We start from the raw sequence: 21011 nt of genomic DNA, 5'->3' as shown, positions 1-21011 counted from the left end.
GTTCGTAAAATTCACTCACGTCGTAGACTTGACCCTATCAGGGATTGCTAAAAATCAATAGCTGTAGCGTACTTTTTTGGGAGTTACACAGTTATTTTTCTTTTTGAGATCTCGTCAAAATTTATCGCCGTATCCTTGTTCAGCATGGCGGGTTATTTGATCTAAATCAAAACGGAAAGGCGGGGTTGAGCGTTAAATACAGCCACAAGATGTAGTATGTAAAATAAATACAAAGGCCCATATCGTGTATTTGTGGATAACTCTGTGAGTATGCTGGGTAAGGAGATTAAAGGTGAAACCTATCGTAATCAAACGTGATGGATCAGAGGCCCCATTTGACCGGGATCGTATTCAAGCAGCCGTAGAAAGTGCTGCGGATCATATCACGAACGATGTCGCTATATACGCGTTAAATGTAGCGTTAGCAGTAGAAGAAAAATGCAAAGGTTACGATCAGGTCGCTATCGCCGAGATCCAAACAATGGTTGAAAATGAGCTAATGCAAGGCCCATTTAAAACTTTGGCTCGTTCTTATATTGAATACCGCCACGATCGCGATATCGCGCGTGAAAAACAGAGCTCTTTAACGAAAGAGATAGAAGGCTTAATACAAGAAAGCAACGCCGATTTATTGAATGAAAATGCCAATAAAGATGGAAAAGTGATCCCGACCCAACGTGACCTGTTAGCAGGAATTGTGGCAAAACATTATGCCAAAACGCATATCTTGCCACGTGACGTTGTAAACGCACATGAAGCAGGTGATATTCACTATCACGATTTAGATTATGCGCCATTCTTCCCGATGTTTAACTGTATGTTGATTGATCTAAAGGGAATGTTGACTGGCGGATTTAAAATGGGTAACGCCGAAATCGAAACGCCAAAATCGATTTCAACAGCAACAGCGGTGACAGCTCAAATCATTGCTCAGGTGGCAAGCCATATCTACGGTGGCACAACCATCAACCGCATTGATGAAATCTTAGCGCCTTATGTTAAATCAAGTTATGACAAGCATCTTAAAGTGGCTCTTGAGTGGGATATCCACGATCCGAATGCTTTTGCTGAAGCGCGCACTGAAAAAGAGTGTTTTGATGCGTTCCAATCTCTCGAATATGAAGTCAACACATTACATACTGCCAATGGTCAAACTCCATTTGTGACATTAGGCTTTGGGTTAGGCACATCTTGGGAATCTCGTTTAATTCAAGAATCTATCTTGAAAAACCGTATTGCTGGTTTGGGTAAAAACCATAAAACAGCTGTATTCCCTAAACTGGTGTTCGCGATTAAAGCTGGCTTAAACCAAAAACCGGGTGAGCCAAACTATGATATCAAACAGTTAGCCCTTGATTGTGCAAGCAAACGTATGTACCCAGATATTCTTAGCTACGATCGTGTCGTTGACGTAACGGGATCGTTCAAAACACCAATGGGCTGCCGCAGCTTCTTAAATACCTACGAAGAAAATGGTGAGTTGATCCATGATGGTCGTAATAATTTAGGGGTTGTCAGTGTCAATTTACCTCGTGTTGCTCTTAAAGCAAAAGGGGACATTAAGCGTTTCTACTCTATTTTAGACGACACACTAAAAGTGGCACGCCGAGCGCTGGATACTCGTATTGCTCGTTTAGAAAATGTAAAAGCTCGTGTTGCTCCGATCCTTTATATGGAAGGGGCATGTGGTGTCCGTTTAAAAGCAGAAGACTCGGTGGCTGAAATCTTCAAAAATGGCCGTGCTTCTATCTCATTAGGTTACATTGGGATTCACGAAACTATTAATGCGCTGTTTGGCCAAAAACACCATATTTACGATGATGCAGAGCTGCGCCAAGTGGGTGTTGATATTGTTCAGCGTTTACGTGATGCCGTCGATATGTGGAAAGAAGAAACCGGATATGGCTTTAGTTTGTACGCGACGCCAAGTGAAAACTTATGTAATCGTTTCTGTCGTATTGATGCAAAAGAATTTGGTGTGGTAGAAGGCGTGACTGACAAAGGTTATTACACAAATAGCTTCCACTTAGACGTAGAAAAAGAAGTTAACCCATACGATAAAATCGATTTTGAAATGCCGTATCCAACCATGTCGAACGGCGGGTTCATTTGCTATGGCGAATTTCCGAACATGCAGCGTAACATCGAAGCGTTAGAAAACGTTTGGGATTACGCTTATGATCGCGTGCCATATTACGGCACCAATACTCCTATCGATGAATGTTATGAATGTGGTTATACCGGAGAATTTGACTGCACCAGTAAGGGGTTTGTTTGCCCTAAATGTGGCAACCATGATCCTGAGAAAGTCTCCGTTATCCGCCGCGTATGTGGGTATTTAGGTAGCCCAGATGCACGACCATTTAACTTGGGTAAGCAAGAAGAAGTCAAACGTCGGGTAAAACACTTATAAGTTATGAATTACCACAAATATTATCCGATTGATGTGGTGAACGGTCCGGGAACACGCTGTACTCTGTTTGTTTCCGGCTGTGAACATCAGTGCAAAGGATGTTACAACAAAAGCACGTGGCGACTCGATTCTGGTTTTCCATTCACTCAAGAATTGGAAGACCATATCATTGAAAATCTCAATGATACGCGAATTAAACGCCGTGGCTTATCGCTTTCGGGCGGCGATCCATTGCATCCACAAAACCTTGATGGAATCTTGCATCTCGTACAGCGCGTACGCCATGAATGTGAGGGTAAGGATATCTGGATCTGGACAGGGTATGAGCTCGCCACACTCACTCCCGCTCAACGTCAAGTTGTCGATTTAATCGACGTGTTAGTTGATGGTAAATATGAAGAATCGCTGCGTGATCCTGCTTTGTTGTGGCGTGGTAGCAGCAACCAGATTATTCATGAGTTAAAATCCTAAATAACGGTTTGGTTTTCACTGTTGCAGTGGTAAGTTGTGGGTCATAATTTGTTTTTATCACAAGGTCGTGACCCACAATGTTTTCTCATCTTCCTACTCCCACGCTAGACACCATCATTTCGCTTTCTGCGGCTTACAAAAAAGATACTCGAGCAAATAAAGTTGATCTCGGGATCGGTGTTTATAAAAATAGTGACGGTGTCACTCCAATTATGCGAGCGGTACAGCAGGCGCAAGATATTGTGGTTGCCTCGCAAACGACTAAAGCTTACGTCGGTATTGCAGGTTGTGAAGAGTTCAACCAAAGCATGGTTGATTTGGTGCTAAAAGGTACCTCTGCATACGAACGTGTTGCCACTATTCAAACCCCTGGTGCCAGCGGTGGTTTGCGTATGTTTGCCGATTTAATTCACTTTGCTCAGCCAGATACTACGGTGTGGCTCACAAATCCAAGCTATGTAAATCATGCACCTATCATGGAAGCAGCAGGTTTACGTGTTAAGTACTACGCTTATTTTAATCCGGTAACGAAAACAGTCGACACTGAGGCGATGTTGCGAGATTTGGCGCAAGCGGGGCCGAACGACGTTGTGCTATTACACGGTTGTTGTCATAACCCAACGGGTGCCGACATGAGTTTGGATGCTTGGCAATCGGTAACAGAGCTTGCACAAGCGAATGGATTTATGCCATTTGTTGATGCTGCTTATCTTGGTTTTGGTGATAGTTATGAGCAAGACGCCGCAGGGTTGCGTTTTATGGCCGATAACGTAGATGAGATGATGTTGACCGTATCTTGTTCTAAAAACTTTGGTTTGTATCGCGAGCGTACGGGGGCAGCAATGGTGATTGGTAAAAATGTCACTGAAGCTGGTAATGCAAAAGGGAAACTGCAAAATTTAGCTCGAGCTTCTTATACCATGCCACCCGATCATGGTGCGGCGCTTGTCAAAACTGTGTTACAAGATGACAAACTAACGGCAATTTGGCAGCAAGAGTTGGTTGAAATGCAGCAACGTTTGTTAAGCCTTCGTCAAACATTATGTCGGGAGTTGAGAAATACGTACAATACGGCACAATTTGATTTTATTGAGCAACATAAAGGTATGTTCACCGTGTTAGGTTTGTCACCACAACAAATGACTCGTTTACGTGAAGAGTTCGCGATTTATGGGGTGACCGATGGGCGAATTAATGTCGCTGGTCTGACTGAAAGTGATATACCTTATGTTGCAGAGTCAATCATGAAAGTGTGTTAAGTTTTTAGCAGTTTTATTAGGTGAATGAATGAAACAACAATTGAAGTTCCTGGTTCCGTTATTACTCAGTGGTGGTTTGATGGCTTGTGCAACGCCTCACCAGGATAAGGTGCCTGATAATCAAACAACATCAAAGCCTGCTGATACTGCTGCAAAGACGACAGAAGCGGTTAATGCGCCAAAAGCAGAAACACCGAGTAAAAAGCCCACAGTAGTGACACCAAAAGTGGAAGGTAAAAAGCTGAGTGATGGCAAGTTAATCTTAGGTTCTAAAGAGTGGGTACATATTCCTAGCTTAAAAGATAACTTTGATTCTCGTATCGATACCGGCGCAACCACCTCTTCTATCAGTGCTGTGGACATTGTGCCATTTGAACGTGATGGAAAAGATTGGGTTAAATTTAAGATTGAACACGAAGGTGTGAAGAGTGAAGAGGTCAGCTTACCGGTTGATCGCTGGGTTCGAATTCGTCAATCTACGAATGAGAAAGGTGTGCGTCGCCCAGTGGTAAAAATGTGGGTAGAAATTGGTGACTTGAAAGAACAAACCGAATTCACGCTAGCGGATCGTACACATCTAACGTTCCCATTACTCCTTGGCCGCAGCTTTTTTAAAGATGTCGCCGTCGTTGATGTGAGCCGTAAATACATTCAAGGTAAAAACATCAAGAAGTAATACGTAGCTCATTGAATTAAACAGTAGCAAATAGAAGTAGCCTCAATAGTCGAACACCGATTATTGAGGTTTTTTGTGCCTATCGCAAATTATCCGTTTTAAACTGGTTGTAAACCCACCGAATGTTTCCTTTTGTGTAGGAATGACGCGAGAGTTTTGCTATAAATATATGCAAATTGTTGATATTCCTCTCTATGTGTTTTTATTAATAATGGCGGTAGCGTGATCATAATAAAAATACTGTTTATTTATCCAGTGTTTGATTGTTGTCGTGTGGATGACTTATACCGAACAAATCCGTATATCTTCTTCCTGTGGATAAAATCAAATGCTAAGGTGTTGTTTTAACGGTGTTTGAGATGGCGTTAAGGGGGAGGGGAAAAGATATTATACAGACCCTTTCCCATAGAATGGTTCTGTATAATAACTGTTAAAAAGCTGCAATGAAACAAAGCAAATTTAATAGGTTTGGTTCTGCAGTCGCTGCAATATTCGAGTCAGCTTTTACTGCCGTTCAGTTATTTGTTTCCGCTTTCTTTGGTGTAAGCCGTTTATGAAATGGTGTTCGGCTAATATAGCCACTAACCAGTATCGCTAATTTGGCATCCTCAAGTGGCAATTAGCTGTTCGTGACTTCTGTGGGCGGCTGGTTCATCAAACTCTCAACGGTTTGGTAGTGCTGCAAGTGTGTCGTTGGAAACATCTAGGGTTGCAGCGCTCGTTGGAGTTGCGGAGGATGTCGAAGCTTTTGTGGCTGCTTCCTAGGTAAGTAGTTACAAAAAATATCTTTTTTTAACAAGACGCAGCAGCAGACACATTTTACTCGGCGCTTGCGGTTTGAAGTAATTAGTTTGTTGGTACAACAGCGCGTGTGCTGCTGTGCTAAGCGTTATGTCACTCATTTAACTTTGATCTCACTTTTTAGGAATTTAAAATAGATGAAAACTTTTGATATAGAACCTGAATTGAAACCTGACATGTCTAATTATTTAATTCATATGACAGGTAAATCTTCAATACAGAGCATATTAAAAGATGGAAGAAATAGCAAAGAAGGCTTAATAAAAGCACAGATACCTAAAGGTTCAAAAGGTGATAATTTTAAATATAAGATTGCATGTTTCACAGAAACGCCAATATTTGCTTTAGGTGCGTTTATCGCTATTTCTAAACGCAGAAGCACGGAAAAAATGCAGTATGGTATTGGGTTTAAAAAATCCTACATGGTACAAAAAAAAGTAAGACCAACCATATATTTGGACAATAAATTATTGTCAGAAATTTTATCTATTGCTAATGGTTCTAATTCAGGAAAGGTTAATCAATGCATTGATGAAATACGAGCTCTGGCCCACCCTCTAGGTGAAACTATGGAGAAACAAGGTTTTACTTGGGAACGAGAGTGGAGGTTTGTTGATAATGTTGGCTTTTATTTTGATTTCGACGCTATTGAAGTAATTTGTTGTCCAAATGATGAAAAGTTAGCAATTATGAGTATATTAGGTGGATATTGTGACAAAATTCGTTTTATTGATTCATGGCAACAATATACAGAATATACACAATATATTAAGAATACAGAGTCGAAAGGAAAAATTAGTGAGATATTAGATAGTTATGATGATGATAAAATTAATAATTTTCTAGTTAACTGTGAGGAACATATAAAGACTTTAACACAATATAAGGATTATTTATTATCATTAAAAGAAAGTGCAGAGCAAGTCGAAAAAGAGATATCAGAGCTTGTTGAATGGAAAGAGTATATTGATAGCCATACGGCATCTTATTGTGGACATTTTTCTGAAGAGCTTATTTATCGCTCGGATTTTGGCGAGACTTTTTGTCCACAATGCAGCAGTGATTTCAATGAAGGTCTAGCTAAATATATGAGTGAAGATTAATATATGCTGCATTAGATTGACATAACAAGTCGAAGCAATTGACAAAATAATTGTCACGCATTTTGCGGAGCAAAATGACGCGCCAAATATTTTGCAACTGTTCTCAGCGTTATATTTTTAATTTATTTACGGAGTTTTAATGGACGATAAAGAACAACACCTAAGAGAAATGAATATAGGTTCTCATATAGCATGGGGGGCTGCGATGTGGGGCTCAGCTGAAGCGGCAAAAGAAAGTAATAATTATATGAATGCTGTTATCGGATATTACTATGCTGTATTTCATGTGGGATTTGCTCTCATTAATACTGATCATACTTTCCATCTGGAAAATATGAAAAGTATGAAACATAACAAAATTGAAAAGTGGCTTGAGGATCAACTTCATTGGAAAGATGATATGGATTACAAAACACTTCGAAGAGTAAGAGAAAATGTTAATTACTTGGGGATGGGAGAGACAAGTACAAAATTAATGGTTGTCCGTGGGCATCAATTTGGTTATGACCTAGGTCATGAGAAAGTTGATTTCTTTGATATGGTTGAAAAAGCTAGTGAGTCTTCTAGAAGAATATTTGAGAATATATTTCAGCAAATTGAAGATTTTTGTGTAACAAATAAGTGGCAACCACTTCAGCATGGTCGAGATTATTATTTGGATGAATACCTTGATGAAGATGTTTTACTAAATGTTTTACCAAGAGATAAGGATGGGCTAGTTGCGCTAAAGAAAGCAATGAATCTAATCTTAGGTAACAAAAAAATATAACAAGCTGTTGAAGAAGGATTCACAACGCATGGCATTTTTACTATGCGTTGGTTTAAGTGATTAGGTGGTATGCAGCGGCTTAGTTATTCGTTGCTCACCCCTTAACAGGGCGTTATATTTCAAATCAGAACCGTAGGTAGCAATAGTGGTGGAATGTGAAATTAATTGGGATGCAGTTTCGGCCTTAGCAACTGCTTTTGCTGCACTGGTAGCTCTCAGTTTGGGTGTTTTACCTCCAATTTTTAGGTGTTTGTCTGAGCGAAAATTAGCTAGAAAACGCACCCTTAATCGCATGAAAACAGTACAGTTAGTTGTGAAAAACTATCGTCTATATAATCCTCAAAGCGTGGTACAAAAAGAAGTAACTCAATATCAATATGACACCAGTAATGTAAAGTCTATGTCGATAAATATTGATTTGTACCAGGAAGCAAATCTTATCAACGAACTATCAGATAATTTGAGTGGCAAGGTGAAATCAAAGGTAAGCGAAACCTTAGATCTATTGGTTAAAGTATCTTCCGGTTTTCCTGTCGACGCTGAAGATTGGGACCGGTTAGAAACATTGATCGGACAATCCATACAACGATTAGAAAGTAAATTTTAGTTCCTACAAAAATTGAATATAACAATAAATTTAAGAGTGATTCACAACGCTTGGCGCTTTCACTTCAAGCCAGTTTAGTGTTTATGGCACAATGATTTAGCTAAGGTGTCAGCGTTGTTCACACCTTAATTTGGCGTTAAAAAGCTGCAAAAGGGCAAAGCTAATTTAATAGGTTGGGTTCTGTAATCGCTGCAATATTCGAGTCAGCTTTTACAGCCGTTCTGTTGTTGGTTTCTACTTTCTTTGGTGTAAGCCGTTTGAATTTATCGCAGGGCTAATATCGCCGTTCAACATAAGCGCCAACTTAGCAACATCAAGTGGCAATTAGCTGTTCGTGACTTTCGTGGGCGGCAGAGATCATCAACCACAAACAAGTCTGATGATGTTGATGGTTTTGTTGTGGTTACACCGTGGAGTGCAGCACTTGCTGGTAGCTCATGACTGTCTTAAACGCAACGGTTGCTGTAATGTAAGTGGTTACAGTAAAAGCTTTTTTTAACAAGGCGCAGCAGCAGACACTATTAAGTTGGGCGGGCGCTGTTTAGAGTCAAATATTTGCTGGCACAATGGCTAGGTGCTGCTGTGCTAGGCGTTATGTTTTTGGAGGAAATCATGAATCACTGTTGTGATCAAATGAAGTATGCATCGACTTTAGACTGCGACCAACATCAAGATGAGTTTTCATGTCCCGACGTTCTAATACTATATTTAGAAAAATTTGATGAGTACGGAATTATAATCCGGGATGGTGGTTGTAGCTTTTCAATGATTAATTACTGTCCTTGGTGTGGGGTTAATTTGCCTGAGTCTAAGCGTGATTTGTGGTTTGATACATTAGAAAAACTAGGGTTTGATGATCCTACTGAACAGGATATTCCTGAAGAGTTCAATACAGGTAAATGGTACCAAACATAACAAGAGACTATGGCGTCAAGCGTTAAATTTTTGATGTGTTTTCATCCCACATGGTTCCATCTCTCAGCATAGAATTTAGTATGACAACCATCTTTCTAACACAGGCGATAATGGCCACTTTTTTAGGCTTTCCAGCCAGGGAAACCGCATGAACATCCTTGATTTTAAAGGGATGAACTAAGGACAGAATTCTTAATCTCGCCACGATTTTTATTGACCTTTCTCGCATGTTTTTAGATTAACAAAGGATCGATTTGTAGATCATTTTCATTGTTTTCTAATGGATTCGTATTAAAAAACGGAGCCTTTTCATGACCAATTTAGCGAACCCATTTATGCATTTTTCAGCCTTAACCGATTACCGACAAACAGGCAAAGTTACGCACAAATTATCAGACATTATTTTGCTGACGGTTTGTGGTGTTTTATCGGGACAAGATACATGGGAAGGCATTGTTGATTTTGGTGAAATGAGACGAGATTTTCTCAATCATTATGGCGATTTTTCAGCGGGTATTCCGTCTGCCGATACCGTGGCAAGAGTGGTGGGTTTACTCAATCCGAAAGAGTTCCAATCGGCCTTTATTGATTGGATGAAAGACTGTCATGATCTCACGAAAGGCGAAGTTGTCGCGGTGGATGGAAAGACGGCGAGAGGGTCTTACAATAAAGCCAAAGGTAATCAAGCGATCCATATGGTTAACGTGTTTGCGACAGCGAATGGTGTTTGCTTGGCGCAATCCAAAGTGAACGAGAAAACCAACGAGATCACAGAGATACCTAAGCTACTGGAAATGTTAGATATTGCTGGTTGTTTAATCACGATCGATGCGATGGGTTGCCAACGAAAAATAGCCCAGAAAATCGTGGATAAAAGTGCAGATTACTTGCTGGCAGTGAAGGGAAATCAAGGCAGTTTAGAGCAGGCATTTAACGACTACTACAAGCCTTCGATGTTGATGAAGTTTGATGGCGATAGCTACTCAAGTCAGGACAAAAGTCATGGTCGATCAGAGACTCGATGTGCACTGGTGAATGAAGACTTGAGTGTGTTAGGTGACCTTGAGTACGAATGGCCGGAATTGAAAAGCATGGGCATCATGGTGAATGTGAGACAAGAAAGCGAGCACGCTTCAGAGAAAGAGGTGTCAGTTCGCTACTACATCAGCTCAAAAAAATTGAGTGCAGAAGAACTGCATAATGCGAGCAAAAGTCATTGGTTAGTGGAGTCAATGCACTGGCAATTAGACGTGGGTTTTAGAGAAGATAAATGCCGCATCAGAGTAGATGATCGAGCCGAGGAATTATCGAGGATCCGTCAAGCTTGTTTTAACTTATTGAAGCAAGAAACGAGTGCGAAAGGTGGTATCCAGCGTAAGAGAATGCGTTGCGCGATGGATGAAAACTATCTAAGTAAGGTTCTCGGAAGCCTTGAATGACGGGAATGTTCATGCGGTTTCCGTGGCTTTCCAGCATCAAGTAGCCGCTGATATGTGGCCTTAAAAACGGGGTTACACTGCATGGCTGACATCATTGCCATGAAGAGAACGGTGCGAACTTGATGGCGACCACCTTGGATAATGCGTTTGCCTTTGTACTTGCCGCTTTCTTTAGTTATTGGGGCAACGCCAATCAGTGAGGCCGCCTGTTTATTAGTGATGTATCCAAGCTCAGGGACGTTACTGATGATAGAGGCAGCGGCGATTTTTCCAATGCCGGGCATGCTCTGAAGTATGGCATTTTTCGCTGTATATTCAGGGCATTGTTCAATAAGTTTAATGATTTTTTCTTCTATCTTTTGAACTTGTTTTTTGAAAGCAGTCAGTACAGGGGTAATCGATGAAGCTAATGCTTTAGGCATGATTTGAAGTCGGTTTTTCTCCATGGTTTGCATCGCTAATAGCTGATTACGTCTAGCGACTAAGTCACTCATTAATCGTATTTTTTCTGGTTTTAATTGCGTGAGTTTAGGTTTGATGGCTTCAGCAAAGTGGGCAATGAGCGCCGCATCAAGTCGGTCGTTTTTTGCTTTTCTGCCAATAGCGCCAGCGAACTTTTTTATGTGTAATGGATTGGCGATGACATAGGGAAGTTTTGCATCGGCACAGGCCATAATAAACGGCATTTCTAGACGACCAGTTGCTTCGATAACGACGCGTTGAGGAGAGTACTTTTTGATATTTTTAATGGCCTTATCGATACCAGCTTTGTCATTGGAAACAGAAAAATAGATATCGAGAGGACGAATGTAGATATCAAGTTGTGATTTACCGGTATCAACACCGACATTAATGTTTTGAAGTGTGTTTATATTCATAATAAGCTAACTCTTGCTTGCATAATGCGGGTTCGAGACCCAGAAGACTATTCGAGTGTGGTGCTTGGAGTCCTATGTCGTGTTCCATCTTGTTATCGGTCTCTCAATAGAGGAGCCTACGTTCAATCGAACTACGACATAGAAAGCTTTAGTTGCAGCTAAAGCCTGGGTCTCACATTACCCTAAATCGGTAATTATTATCCATACAAACGCTTTAAGACGGATTCGCAACGCTTGGCGGTTTTGGTTTGCAGTGAGTTTTGTGTTTAAGGCGTAATAATTGAGTGTAGTGGTAGCGTTGCTCACCACTTAAGCGGGCGTTATGCTGCCACACAATCAGGTGATCACAATTGATTCTAGAAGTACACAATACGATAAAGATTGATAACGATAAATTTCCAACAATAGAGGAGTATTATGGCTTTTCTGTTGATGAATCGATTAAATCAATTATTCGTAATTTTAATGGTCGAGTTGTAAATCAAAACGGAAAATCTCCGTTGTTGTCATATAAACTTGATGATGGTAGTGAGATAAATGATGTTATTGAAGCCGTTTTTGATGAAAATGAAATAATTGAGCAACTTGAATACATAAGTTATTTGGAACAGTTTAAAGAACATTTTGAACTCGATGATTCTTACGTTGAATGCAATACATTATTGCCACTAATGGAATTAGGTAGTGGGGCTTTATATATATCGATAAGTGGTGACAATAAGGGAGTTTTATATGCTGTTGATAATGGTGATTTTGGTATAACTAAGTTGCCAATTTTACTTAATCATATCAGCTTTCGAGTTGTCAAAACAGCATAACAAAGCAAATCAATGGACGCTTAACGCTTCGGCGTTTGTTGTTTTAGGTTTTAAATGTGCTGCAGCATTTGTGAAAGCGCCACTGTTTGCGGCGTTAGGCATATTAAATGAAACTTCCGAGTAAATTAGAATTAATTAAAGCCATTTTGAAAATGAGAATAGCCTATTTGCTATCAGATTTCTTTGGAGCAGATTGGTATAGAAAAGGCGATCCTAAGTCTATTTTAGAGTTGACTTATCAAGAGCTGTGGGAATATGTAAAGGAATTTGGTATTCCTCAAAGCATCTTAGAGGAAGGTGTCAGTGGCGGTAACGATAAATTTTATATCGTCGAAGAAAATGGAAAATGGCTATTTGGTTATGGAGAACGCGGTCATTTTAACGCATTTAGTCAACATGAATCATTGGACAAAGCTAGGGAAGTATTTGTGAAAGAATGTTGGGATTTGTATCTAATGGAAACAGATCCGAGTGAAAAAATTGATGGTGTAGCAGCTGGTACACCATATGCCTAACAAGTCGCATCAATTGACAAAAATACATGTCACGAATTTTGGTACCCAAAATGTAGCGCCATGCATTTTTGCAACTGTGCTCAGCGTTAAAAAGCTGTCAGATTCGTTGATAACTGATAGCATATGAACCACAAGAAAAATCAAATTGAGAGATTGAATGGAATCACAGTTAGTGGTGCAGTCAATGCACTGGGCAGACCTTTGCTGGGAGTTGAGTAATAAGTCAATTATCGAATTGAATGAAATCCTACCTAAAATTGGTCAAAGTTATAAGATTCAATTATCTCAAGAAGAAGATTATGTTGGGTTTGGCTCAGTTTTAATCTTGTGGAAACCTCCACATTCAGAGCAAAATATGTGGGATGATTTAAGACCATCAGAAATATTACGTTCTTATGTATTGAAAGGTGATATATGTAATGTAAGTACTGATAAAATGACTTTTGATTTCCACTTGAATGAGAAAATTCGTTTAGTTGACTTTTTTAGTAGACAAGTAAAAGTACTTTCTTCGCCTTTGCCGTATATGGGACCAATCCATAGATTGAAATGGGAAGATGCTCATGATTTTTGCCATTATCATTTTGACAATTACTATTATATTAGCGGCGTTGAATGTGAAAGTTTTCTAGAAGTCATTTTGTCAGTTGAAAATGATAAATGGTGTTTACATTACTCCGCTGATTTACCTAATTGCTCATTTTATAGAACATTTATTACTCGTTATTACTTAGATGAGCATGAACAAAAAATATTTGAAGAATTGCTTTCAAAGTCAACAGCCATTGAAGATTCTTCATTGAATGAATTGGTAAAAACGCAAGTGCATGGTTTGTTGTGAAAGTGCTCAGTTTTTCCATGTCTTAGGGGGATGAGTAAAGCTTTTTAACAAGTTGCTTCAATTGACAAAAATACCTGTCACGAATTTTGGTACCCAAAATGTAGCGCCAGATATTTTTGCAACTGAGCTCAGCGTTAGGCGGAAGGTATGAGCATCGAGAAATATAAAGATTTCTTGCAATCTATTGAAAGGTTAGCTTCAGATTACCCATCTATATATGAAGGAGATAATTTGATTTCATTATCTCTTTATTTTTGGAGCTGGGATGAAATTGTAGATGGAATAGGGAAAAGAGAAGAATGGGATATATCAGATAATCTCATCCCATTTTATGGTGATTGGCATGATTTATTCTGCATAAAAATTGATGATGGTAGCATTATTTCTATAAATGATGCTCGAGGGATTAATTTTCAATGGGATGATACCGCTAGTTTCAAATCTAGCTTTTCATCAAAAGAAATTGAGACACCGGAGAGTACAGGTATAGTAAGTGGCCAACTGGATTTCTAGTCAGCGCCTAACAAGTCGCTGAATCAGATGCATTTTTACTTCGCGCACTTTGTTTTAAGCTTGTGTTTTTATTATAAGTGAAGTGGGTGCACTGCTTAGCTCAGCGTTAGGCGTCTTTTTAGTTAGGTGATTCCGTGAGAGATCCAAAAAGGATAGAAGAATTATTAACACTTTTAAATCAGATTTGGATGAGGAACCCTGATTTGAGATTTAACCAATTAATATATGACTTACAGAGTGGATTTTCCCAAAAAAAATCGAAATATCGGCAAAATCATTGAAACTGATAGTGATGGTTTACAAAAAGTTGGTTATGACTTCTTCAATATAGAAGATGGAAAATTTATCGACTATTTAAAACAAGTATTAGTTTGTGATGATTTTTACTAATAGTAGGATATGTGAATCGAGTCCTTTTTTATTAAGGTTAGCTGTGTGAATTTTAAAGCGTTAGAAGACTTACTTATCCAAGATAAAGCGGAGCGAGAAACTTGCTTAGCGTCATTGGGAGCTTGGTCTGATTCGATTTGTATTGCCAATACGGAAGAAGATCTCTCAGAAATTTTTAATCATACGAGTCAGGTATTGATTAAAGAATTAGGTGAACCAATATATCAAGGCGATGGTTCTATCACCTCTTCTGATGCTCCGGAGCCTAATAATTATTTCGATGCAACAGAATCATCAGTAAGAATTGCATGGTGGAATGGGTTTGGTGGAGAGGTCGCATTATTTCACACAAGTCATGATGCAGATACCCTTCAATTTATTATATTGGCAATATCTTCAAGTTGTGTGCAATCAAACGCCTAACAAGACGAAGCAATTGAAAAAATAATTGTCACGCATTTTGCAGAGCAAAATGACGCGCCAAATATTTTGCAACTGTTCTCAGCGTTAAATTCTAGAGGAATAATGAGAGCTTTTCGAAGTGTATCAAAAGAGTTGCATAATAGCTTAAAGTTAGTCTATGCAGAGCTAGAGAATAAAACGAAAGAGAACATTGAAGGCTGGCAATGTATTGCGATTACAGTATTTGATCATTGGTTAACACGTGAAGAATTTGAGCAATATTTTACTAATCGCTCGTTAGACCAACAAATTGATATTGACCTACGTTGGAAGTCGTTTTATAGCTTTCTCGCGAAGGACGTTACGTGCTACCAGTACAAATACAGATCTGTTAGTCGGTTAATATTTAAGGAACCAAGAAACAGTTCTTTGTTTGTCCGTCGGCTATCTAGGTCTTCGGTTGCTGGTAATTTAAAGCTCGTAATTCCAGAATATAATGCAGTTATCATGCAAGACTATGACGATACATGTTGGTTGTATTTTAAGTGTCGACAGCCTATCGAGCCTCTACTCAATGATATTAGAAAATTGGGCATGTATACGTTAGAACGAATTTAACAAAAAATTGCAATGGATGCATATAACGTCTGGCATTCTTGGTTTGAAGTTACTTGTTTGTTGTAATAGTGGTGTACATGCACCATTGAATTAGACGTTAGAGCGGTATGGAGTGATAATGAATATTGAGCAGTATAGAAGGGTTCAAGCAATTGCGAAGGAGGTTCATAATGAGCTTAGAGATTTTATAAGCCCTTATTCGACGGAATCTTCAATATCAAAGTCGGCCATGGATCTTCTTAAAGAAAAGGGGGTTACCGATACTTGGTATCATAACGTGCCTGCTTTTGTGATCCTTGGTTCGAGAAGCTGTCTTTCTATATCAGGAAGAGATTATCTCCCATCTAGAGAGTTCGTAGGGGAGTACAATTTGATCACCGTTGATTTAAGCCCGATGATAGGTGATGTCTGGGGTGATTGCGCTCGTTCGTATTATGTCGAGGACGGTGTTTGCTCACTAAATCCAATCTCAAAAGAGTTTAGCGATGGTCATGACGTCCAGCGGTTCTTGCATAAAAAAATGAAAGAATTTTTAACACCTGACACAAAATTTTCAGAGTTATATGAATTTGGGAACAATCTAATTCAAGAGAGCGGCTTCAAGAATTTGGACTTTTTAGGTAATTTAGGTCATAGCATTGAAGTCGAACCGTCAAAAAGGCGTTTTATCGATAAAGACTGTTCCCAGGAAATTGGGTGTGTAAAGTTCTTTACATTTGAGCCGCATATTAAGCTGATCGGCGGCAAGTGGGGCTTTAAACACGAAAATATCTATTATTTTGACGAAAATGGGGCGCCATGCGAGCTCTAACAAAAGCTCAACATGAAGCCCAACCTCCGCTCCTCTTCGTGGCTGGCCTGCGGCCATTTTAGCCACTACGTTCCGCTCCCGGTTGGGCTCGTGTTAGCTCAGCGTTATGTACAAGTTCAATGATAAGAGGTCGCGCACTTGAATTATGAATTTCCAGATGAATTGGATTTTTTTGAAAGAGGCTTCGGTTGGCCTGAAGAGTACAGTCATGATGATGGACAATTCTCATTTATAATCCAGTACGATAATGGAGATAGCTTAACCTTTACTCATTCACCATTTTGTAACTGTTCAGTGAACGTGAAACTGGTTCAAGATGAAGTGGTCGTTTTTGAGGTATTTAAAGAAAATGTTTCTTCGATTACTTTCCAAGCATGGGGAGCAGAACAGGTTATAAGAGTTTATTTCTCCAAAGAAACTGAAAATAATGACTTTCTTGTGTATTTTAACCCTAAACCAAGGCTACGTTACTCCGAGTTTTGAGTTTGCACATACAATTTAAGAGTGATTCACAACGCCTGGCGCTTTAACTTCAAGCAAGTTTATTGTTTATGACACAATAATTTGGCGTCATGTGTTTTTGTAATATGGTGGTTTATGAATCTAAACGACAGAGTTGATATCGTTATTTTCTCATCTCGGTCATTTGTTGAATTGAGAGTTGGCGACGACATTTATGAGTTACATGAGATCTCTATTCACGAATGTTTGAATATGCCAGGTATCGCTTCTACGGGCACGGTTGGTTTTTCACGAATTGCAAAAAGTAAAGAATACGAGATTGCCTATCAACCCATAGAACCAAACAAAAAGTACGTTGCATCGGTGAAAACAGATCCAAGAGGCCTGCTTTATTCACCTTTCGACGATAGTTCTCCAATAATGGAAGCTACACCAGAAAATGTAGGAAAGTTCACGCAGTACGTTTCGCTATATGACTCACTAAGTTTGGGTATAACAAACACATAATAAGCGCTTGCAGGCTGATAACAAATCTTCCGTGTTTTTTGTGTAACTCACTACGTCCAAACACCACCACAAGTTCACTCTTTTTTGGCGCAGCTGAAGTGGGCGTTATATTTTTGAGGAAGCATGAAGCTACATATCACAGGGAATGCAGGTTCAGGAAAAACGACATTGGCAAAGAAATTAGGCCATACTCTCGGAATACCTGTCGATAGTTTGGATAGTGTGGTTTGGAAAGAGGGGTGGGTTGCCACTTCAAAAGAGGAGCGGGCTATAGGCGAGCAGCAGCTAATTAATCAAAACCAGTGGATAATTGAAGGTGTGTCGAAAACGGTTAGAGAAAGCGCAGACTATGTAATATTTCTCGATGTACCGAGGCATATCTGTATATTTCGCTGTTTTAAGCGCAATGTTTCCTATATGTTTAAATCTCGTCCGGAGCTTCCATCTAACTGTCCTGAAATCCGAATGATTCCAAGGTTGCTAAAGTTAATTTGGATGTTTCCATACTTAGCAAAACCAATCATTTTAAAATCTTTGGAGCATAAAAAAGGTATTGTGCTTAATAAGGTAACGGATCTAGAAAGCCTTATTGCTAGTATCAAAGCTTCAGTGGGTAAGAGCGGTGGGTAAATATAACAAGGCCAATCAGCATCGCTCACTTTGTGGGCTGGACAGCTTACACTCCGCATCGTTTGTGTTCGCTTCGCTCACGTTTTCCAACAGCTAAAACGGTGACTACGATGACGTCATCTTCGACTTTGTAAACTAAACGATAACCTGATTGGCGGAGTTTAATTTTATACATGTTATCAGCTCCAGATAATTTTGAAGCTGGTACATGAGGGGTAGTTAACCTTTCGGCTAATTTTTTCTTAAATTGCTCCTGCAAGGTAGAACCGAGTTTCTTCCATTCCTTAAGGGCAGATTTTTTAAAATTTAACTTATAAATCATCAAGGTTTACCGAGATGCTTTCTTCAGACTCGCGTTCTTTTGCAATGGATAGTAATTCTAGATCTTCGAGTTTATCCATCATCATTTCGTAAGCTTCAGCAGGAACGCAATAGAAAGCAGGTTCATTTCGGTTAAGAACAGCGACAGGTTGACCATAAGCACTGGTAGCAACTTTCATTGGATTAGCTTTTAATTCAGTAATGCTTGCAGCAACATCAGCTAAGATTCTGGTGGTCATTTCAAAGGCCCTTTAAATGGTCTTTTATGTGGTCATTTTAGCTTAGGTGAAACGGTATAACAAGGCGCATCAGTTGTGGTTTTAAGTCATTTGTTTACTTCACTTCTTGCGTAGCGCGTAATCGAGTGAGTCGTTAAACAGTAAAAGGAGCAGCGGTGGAAAACATCAGGGAAATCCAAATTCGAAATTCGGAAGAATTATTGTGTAAAGCAATGCTGGAATCTGACACAGTTGCTTTGGACAAGTTGTTGTCATCTCATTTGATTTTTATAAATCATTTAGGTCAGGTTCTCGGCAAAAAAGACGATTTAGATGCGCATAAATCAGGTGTACTGCATATATCTAATATTTCGGTCGATGAGCAGCAGATCAAATTACAAGTGGATACGGCTGTTGTGATTGCTAAGGTAACAATCTGTGGCAATTATGATGGTCATCCTGCAAACGGGACATTTCGCTTCACTCGAGTTTGGCAAAATATTAAAGATAATCACTGGGAAGTAATAGCTGCCCATTCGAGTGTCATTACTGCTTAATAAGGCGCAGCAGATACGTTTAATTAAGCGAGTGCTGTTTAACGTCAAATACTCACAGGTGAAATGGTTAGGTGCTGCTGTGCAAGTAGAGTCAGCGACACTGTTTGCTGTGTTACCGACAAGCAGTAATTTTAGTTATGGAGAATAAAGTGAATGTAAGGAAAGCGCTCAAGCAAGATGCCAGTAAGTTACTAGAGCTTATTGAACACAAAGCAGAGTTTGACCGTAGTATGAAAGGGTTCGACGGCAAAATATCCACGACTAAAGAGAAGATAGAGCGAACCTTATTTGGGGAATATCCGTTTGCTCACGCGTTGTTATTGGAAGTCGATGGCAATGTTGAGGGTTTTGCCTTATTTCATTATCGCTATTCTTCGTTCCGGGGTGAGCCGTCAATTTGGCTTGATGACTTGCTAATCATGGGTGAACATCGATCAAAGGGATATGGCGCTAAACTTATGTATGCTTTGAAAACAGAAGCAGAAAAATCGCTAATTTCTCATATTTCATGGACAGCGAGTCCATACAACACCAAAGCACATGAATTCTACAAGAAGTTAGGCGCAGAAGTTGAGCGAATGGATGCTCAACGCCCATATTTTCGTTGGGCAATGTGCGATTAACAAGACGTGGCAATTGCCCTTGTTCTGTCACGAATTTGGGGCCCCAAATCTTATGCGGCGTAATGTTTACATGACACTCTGGAGTCTTTTTGAAAATTACATTAGTACGGCATGGAAAACCAAAGGCAAGTGCGAATCCAAAGGTGAGTGCAGTAGGTTTTGCTAATTGGGTTAGAGCCTATAATCGTTCATTGGTTCTTTCGAGTAGTAGACCTTCAGAAGAATTGTATAAAAGAATTAATGGTAGTTATACGGTTTCTAGTGACTTAAATCGCGCTCAACATTCTGCTGAATTATGTGCAGGTAGGTCGCCAGATTTGGTGCTGAGAGAGCTGAGGGAAATGGATATTCCAAGATTAAAATTACCTTTTTTCATATCCGTTGATCATTGGCTTATTCTATCTAGAATTTGTTGGTTTTTGGGAATATCAGGTAAGAGCGAATCATTTAAAGTTGGTCGACGGAGAATATTATCTGCAGTTGATCTTCTTGTAGAACAAACGTATAAAAATAGCCATATAACCGTATTTGGTCATGGACTCACAAATCGTTTTGTTGCCAAAGAATTGAAGCGTAGGGGCTGGCACATTCAGCAAAAGAGTAAAGGTTTTTGGGGCACGATAGAACTAGTAAATATAACAATACGAACCAACAAACACGAATAAGTTGGGTGTATGTGGTTTAACGTAATCGGTTTGTTCAGGCAGCAAGAAAAGTGCTGCTTGCTTAGCGTCATTAGGTTACAAGGAGGTTTGTATGAATGAAACAGTAGAAGTTTACCCAAAACAATATGAAAAGATATTGAAAGCAACACAGGACATTGGTTTTCCTCAGTTATCAGAGTTACCCATCGGTTCGTTTCTATCGGCTTTAGCCGCCAGTAAGCAATCGGGGAGTTTGTTAGAGTTGGGAACTGGTACGGGGTTATGTACTTCATGGCTTTTACATGGAATGTCGGCAGATTCAACGTTAATTACGGTGGATAACTCGGCCGAAAATATCGAAATTGCTTGTCACTATCTTAACTCCGATCCACGAGTTGATATTGTTCTATCTGATGGAGAGGACGTTATTGATCGCATTCCGCCATTATCGGTCGATCTAATATTCGCTGATACTTGGCCAGGTAAGTACTATTACCTAAACGAAGCTCTAGCTTGTCTTAAAATTGGCGGCTTCTACATTATTGATGATATGAAAATTCGCGCGGATTGGTCAGAAGAACACAATAGTAAAATTCAACGTTTAATCGATCACTTATCACAGCGTGACGATCTCGCTATTGCGAAGCTATGTTGGTCCACAGGTATAGTCATGTGCGTGAAAGTCGCGTAACAAGGCACTGCATCAGATGCGTTTTATCTTGTCCCATTTTTACTAGGTTTGGTTTTTATTGTTGATTAAGTGCAATACAGCTTATCTTGGCGTTATAGTGTATATACATATGGTACAAG

26 protein-coding genes and 2 pseudogenes are annotated in these 21011 nt (G+C 39.5%); 24 read left to right on the top strand and 4 right to left on the bottom strand.

Annotated features, from left to right (window positions below):
• Positions 1-292 precede the first annotated feature (292 nt).
• The 8 genes from nrdD (at position 293) to I1A42_RS19780 (ending at position 9014) form a co-directional block, all read left to right on the top strand.
• Positions 293-2413: an anaerobic ribonucleoside-triphosphate reductase gene (nrdD, locus tag I1A42_RS19815; protein WP_196124628.1), complete on the top strand. Its 2121-nt coding sequence runs from the start codon at positions 293-295 to the stop codon at positions 2411-2413.
• A 3-nt stretch (positions 2414-2416) separates the two neighbouring features.
• The gene (nrdG, locus tag I1A42_RS19810; protein WP_161155574.1) at positions 2417-2884 is read left to right on the top strand and encodes an anaerobic ribonucleoside-triphosphate reductase-activating protein; all 468 of its coding nucleotides are present in this window, start codon (positions 2417-2419) and stop codon (positions 2882-2884) included.
• A gap of 77 nt (positions 2885-2961) precedes the next feature.
• Positions 2962-4143, top strand: coding sequence for an amino acid aminotransferase (locus I1A42_RS19805; protein ID WP_161155576.1), 1182 nt, complete (start codon positions 2962-2964; stop codon positions 4141-4143).
• Between the two features lie 28 nt (positions 4144-4171).
• A complete protein-coding gene (locus tag I1A42_RS19800) occupies positions 4172-4819 on the top strand; it encodes an ATP-dependent zinc protease family protein (protein WP_196124626.1) in 648 nt (215 codons plus the stop codon).
• Positions 4820-5757: 938 nt separating this feature from the next.
• On the top strand, positions 5758-6723 hold the full coding sequence (locus tag I1A42_RS19795) for a hypothetical protein (protein WP_196124624.1): 966 nt from the start codon (positions 5758-5760) through the stop codon (positions 6721-6723).
• A 139-nt stretch (positions 6724-6862) separates the two neighbouring features.
• A complete protein-coding gene (locus I1A42_RS19790) occupies positions 6863-7492 on the top strand; it encodes a hypothetical protein (protein ID WP_196124622.1) in 630 nt (209 codons plus the stop codon).
• A gap of 148 nt (positions 7493-7640) precedes the next feature.
• Positions 7641-8099 carry a hypothetical protein gene (locus I1A42_RS19785; protein WP_196124620.1) on the top strand — a complete coding sequence of 153 codons (459 nt, stop codon included), beginning with the start codon at positions 7641-7643 and terminating at the stop codon, positions 8097-8099.
• 555 nt (positions 8100-8654) lie between these two features.
• Positions 8655-9014 carry a DUF6980 family protein gene (locus I1A42_RS19780; RefSeq protein ID WP_230389670.1) on the top strand — a complete coding sequence of 120 codons (360 nt, stop codon included), beginning with the start codon at positions 8655-8657 and terminating at the stop codon, positions 9012-9014.
• A gap of 22 nt (positions 9015-9036) precedes the next feature.
• Here I1A42_RS19780 and I1A42_RS19775 read toward each other — a convergent pair.
• Positions 9037-9150, bottom strand: a pseudogene (locus I1A42_RS19775) (IS110 family transposase); the annotation flags it as partial.
• A 175-nt stretch (positions 9151-9325) separates the two neighbouring features.
• Here I1A42_RS19775 and I1A42_RS19770 point away from each other — a divergent pair.
• Complete coding sequence (locus I1A42_RS19770) at positions 9326-10453, top strand: ISAs1 family transposase (RefSeq protein ID WP_196124618.1); 1128 nt, start codon at positions 9326-9328, stop codon at positions 10451-10453.
• A 17-nt stretch (positions 10454-10470) separates the two neighbouring features.
• Here the strand turns inward: I1A42_RS19770 and I1A42_RS19765 are convergent.
• Positions 10471-11331 (bottom strand): annotated as a pseudogene (locus I1A42_RS19765) (IS110 family RNA-guided transposase); the annotation flags it as partial.
• Positions 11332-11681: 350 nt separating this feature from the next.
• Here I1A42_RS19765 and I1A42_RS19760 point away from each other — a divergent pair.
• The 10 genes from I1A42_RS19760 to I1A42_RS19710 all read left to right on the top strand — a co-directional run bounded on the left by I1A42_RS19760 (position 11682) and on the right by I1A42_RS19710 (position 17838).
• Entirely contained in the window at positions 11682-12149 is a 468-nt protein-coding gene (locus I1A42_RS19760; protein WP_196124614.1) for a hypothetical protein, read from the top strand.
• Positions 12150-12256: 107 nt separating this feature from the next.
• A complete protein-coding gene (locus I1A42_RS19755; RefSeq protein WP_196124612.1) occupies positions 12257-12664 on the top strand; it encodes a hypothetical protein in 408 nt (135 codons plus the stop codon).
• Between the two features lie 157 nt (positions 12665-12821).
• Positions 12822-13505, top strand: coding sequence for a hypothetical protein (locus I1A42_RS19750; RefSeq protein WP_196124610.1), 684 nt, complete (start codon positions 12822-12824; stop codon positions 13503-13505).
• A gap of 147 nt (positions 13506-13652) precedes the next feature.
• The gene (locus I1A42_RS19745; RefSeq protein WP_196124608.1) at positions 13653-14018 is read left to right on the top strand and encodes a cell wall assembly protein; all 366 of its coding nucleotides are present in this window, start codon (positions 13653-13655) and stop codon (positions 14016-14018) included.
• 435 nt (positions 14019-14453) lie between these two features.
• Positions 14454-14831, top strand: coding sequence for a hypothetical protein (locus I1A42_RS19735; RefSeq protein WP_196124604.1), 378 nt, complete (start codon positions 14454-14456; stop codon positions 14829-14831).
• A gap of 102 nt (positions 14832-14933) precedes the next feature.
• Positions 14934-15428 (top strand): hypothetical protein, encoded by a 495-nt coding sequence (locus I1A42_RS19730; RefSeq protein ID WP_196124602.1) that lies wholly within the window; start codon positions 14934-14936, stop codon positions 15426-15428.
• 118 nt (positions 15429-15546) lie between these two features.
• Positions 15547-16239 (top strand): M24 family metallopeptidase, encoded by a 693-nt coding sequence (locus I1A42_RS19725; RefSeq protein ID WP_230389669.1) that lies wholly within the window; start codon positions 15547-15549, stop codon positions 16237-16239.
• Between the two features lie 138 nt (positions 16240-16377).
• On the top strand, positions 16378-16722 hold the full coding sequence (locus I1A42_RS19720) for a hypothetical protein (protein ID WP_196124600.1): 345 nt from the start codon (positions 16378-16380) through the stop codon (positions 16720-16722).
• A gap of 114 nt (positions 16723-16836) precedes the next feature.
• Positions 16837-17208, top strand: a complete 372-nt coding sequence (locus I1A42_RS19715) for a hypothetical protein (protein WP_196124598.1) — start codon at positions 16837-16839, stop codon at positions 17206-17208.
• Positions 17209-17331: 123 nt separating this feature from the next.
• Positions 17332-17838 (top strand): P-loop NTPase family protein, encoded by a 507-nt coding sequence (locus I1A42_RS19710; protein ID WP_196124597.1) that lies wholly within the window; start codon positions 17332-17334, stop codon positions 17836-17838.
• A 46-nt stretch (positions 17839-17884) separates the two neighbouring features.
• On the opposite strand, the gene I1A42_RS19705 is transcribed toward I1A42_RS19710, so the two are convergent.
• Positions 17885-18160, bottom strand: a complete 276-nt coding sequence (locus I1A42_RS19705) for a type II toxin-antitoxin system RelE family toxin (protein ID WP_196124595.1) — start codon at positions 18158-18160, stop codon at positions 17885-17887.
• A complete protein-coding gene (locus I1A42_RS19700) occupies positions 18150-18398 on the bottom strand; it encodes a type II toxin-antitoxin system Phd/YefM family antitoxin (RefSeq protein WP_068717367.1) in 249 nt (82 codons plus the stop codon). The genes I1A42_RS19705 and I1A42_RS19700 overlap by 11 nt, the downstream gene beginning before the upstream one ends.
• 155 nt (positions 18399-18553) lie before the next feature.
• Between I1A42_RS19700 and I1A42_RS19695 the strand changes: the two genes are divergently transcribed.
• The 5 genes from I1A42_RS19695 to I1A42_RS19675 all read left to right on the top strand — a co-directional run bounded on the left by I1A42_RS19695 (position 18554) and on the right by I1A42_RS19675 (position 20892).
• A complete protein-coding gene (locus I1A42_RS19695) occupies positions 18554-18934 on the top strand; it encodes a nuclear transport factor 2 family protein (protein WP_196124593.1) in 381 nt (126 codons plus the stop codon).
• Positions 18918-19082 carry a hypothetical protein gene (locus I1A42_RS19690; RefSeq protein ID WP_161158630.1) on the top strand — a complete coding sequence of 55 codons (165 nt, stop codon included), beginning with the start codon at positions 18918-18920 and terminating at the stop codon, positions 19080-19082. The genes I1A42_RS19695 and I1A42_RS19690 overlap by 17 nt, the downstream gene beginning before the upstream one ends.
• Entirely contained in the window at positions 19072-19557 is a 486-nt protein-coding gene (locus I1A42_RS19685; RefSeq protein ID WP_196124591.1) for a GNAT family N-acetyltransferase, read from the top strand. Before I1A42_RS19690 ends, I1A42_RS19685 begins: the two co-directional genes overlap by 11 nt.
• Positions 19558-19646: 89 nt before the next feature.
• Positions 19647-20222, top strand: coding sequence for a histidine phosphatase family protein (locus tag I1A42_RS19680; RefSeq protein ID WP_196124589.1), 576 nt, complete (start codon positions 19647-19649; stop codon positions 20220-20222).
• A gap of 91 nt (positions 20223-20313) precedes the next feature.
• Positions 20314-20892 (top strand): O-methyltransferase, encoded by a 579-nt coding sequence (locus I1A42_RS19675; protein ID WP_196124587.1) that lies wholly within the window; start codon positions 20314-20316, stop codon positions 20890-20892.
• Positions 20893-21011 lie beyond the last annotated feature (119 nt).

The sequence above is a fragment of the Vibrio nitrifigilis genome, assembly GCF_015686695.1.
In the GTDB taxonomy this organism is placed as follows: domain Bacteria; phylum Pseudomonadota; class Gammaproteobacteria; order Enterobacterales; family Vibrionaceae; genus Vibrio; species Vibrio nitrifigilis.
This window is presented reverse-complemented; position numbering and strand designations above follow the sequence as displayed.

Bases quoted from the DNA above. Each gene is read 5' to 3' on its own strand.
- nrdG (WP_161155574.1), top strand. From the start codon at position 2,417: ATGAATTACCACAAATATTATCCGATTGATGTGGTGAACGGTCCGGGA.
- I1A42_RS19805 (WP_161155576.1), top strand. From the start codon at position 2,962: ATGTTTTCTCATCTTCCTACTCCCACGCTAGACACCATCATTTCGCTT.
- I1A42_RS19800 (WP_196124626.1), top strand. From the start codon at position 4,172: ATGAAACAACAATTGAAGTTCCTGGTTCCGTTATTACTCAGTGGTGGT.
- I1A42_RS19795 (WP_196124624.1), top strand. From the start codon at position 5,758: ATGAAAACTTTTGATATAGAACCTGAATTGAAACCTGACATGTCTAAT.
- I1A42_RS19790 (WP_196124622.1), top strand. From the start codon at position 6,863: ATGGACGATAAAGAACAACACCTAAGAGAAATGAATATAGGTTCTCAT.
- I1A42_RS19770 (WP_196124618.1), top strand. From the start codon at position 9,326: ATGACCAATTTAGCGAACCCATTTATGCATTTTTCAGCCTTAACCGAT.
- I1A42_RS19755 (WP_196124612.1), top strand. From the start codon at position 12,257: ATGAAACTTCCGAGTAAATTAGAATTAATTAAAGCCATTTTGAAAATG.
- I1A42_RS19750 (WP_196124610.1), top strand. From the start codon at position 12,822: ATGGAATCACAGTTAGTGGTGCAGTCAATGCACTGGGCAGACCTTTGC.
- I1A42_RS19745 (WP_196124608.1), top strand. From the start codon at position 13,653: ATGAGCATCGAGAAATATAAAGATTTCTTGCAATCTATTGAAAGGTTA.
- I1A42_RS19730 (WP_196124602.1), top strand. From the start codon at position 14,934: ATGAGAGCTTTTCGAAGTGTATCAAAAGAGTTGCATAATAGCTTAAAG.
- I1A42_RS19725 (WP_230389669.1), top strand. From the start codon at position 15,547: ATGAATATTGAGCAGTATAGAAGGGTTCAAGCAATTGCGAAGGAGGTT.
- I1A42_RS19715 (WP_196124598.1), top strand. From the start codon at position 16,837: ATGAATCTAAACGACAGAGTTGATATCGTTATTTTCTCATCTCGGTCA.
- I1A42_RS19710 (WP_196124597.1), top strand. From the start codon at position 17,332: ATGAAGCTACATATCACAGGGAATGCAGGTTCAGGAAAAACGACATTG.
- I1A42_RS19705 (WP_196124595.1), bottom strand. From the start codon at position 18,160: ATGATTTATAAGTTAAATTTTAAAAAATCTGCCCTTAAGGAATGGAAG.
- I1A42_RS19700 (WP_068717367.1), bottom strand. From the start codon at position 18,398: ATGACCACCAGAATCTTAGCTGATGTTGCTGCAAGCATTACTGAATTA.
- I1A42_RS19685 (WP_196124591.1), top strand. From the start codon at position 19,072: ATGGAGAATAAAGTGAATGTAAGGAAAGCGCTCAAGCAAGATGCCAGT.
- I1A42_RS19675 (WP_196124587.1), top strand. From the start codon at position 20,314: ATGAATGAAACAGTAGAAGTTTACCCAAAACAATATGAAAAGATATTG.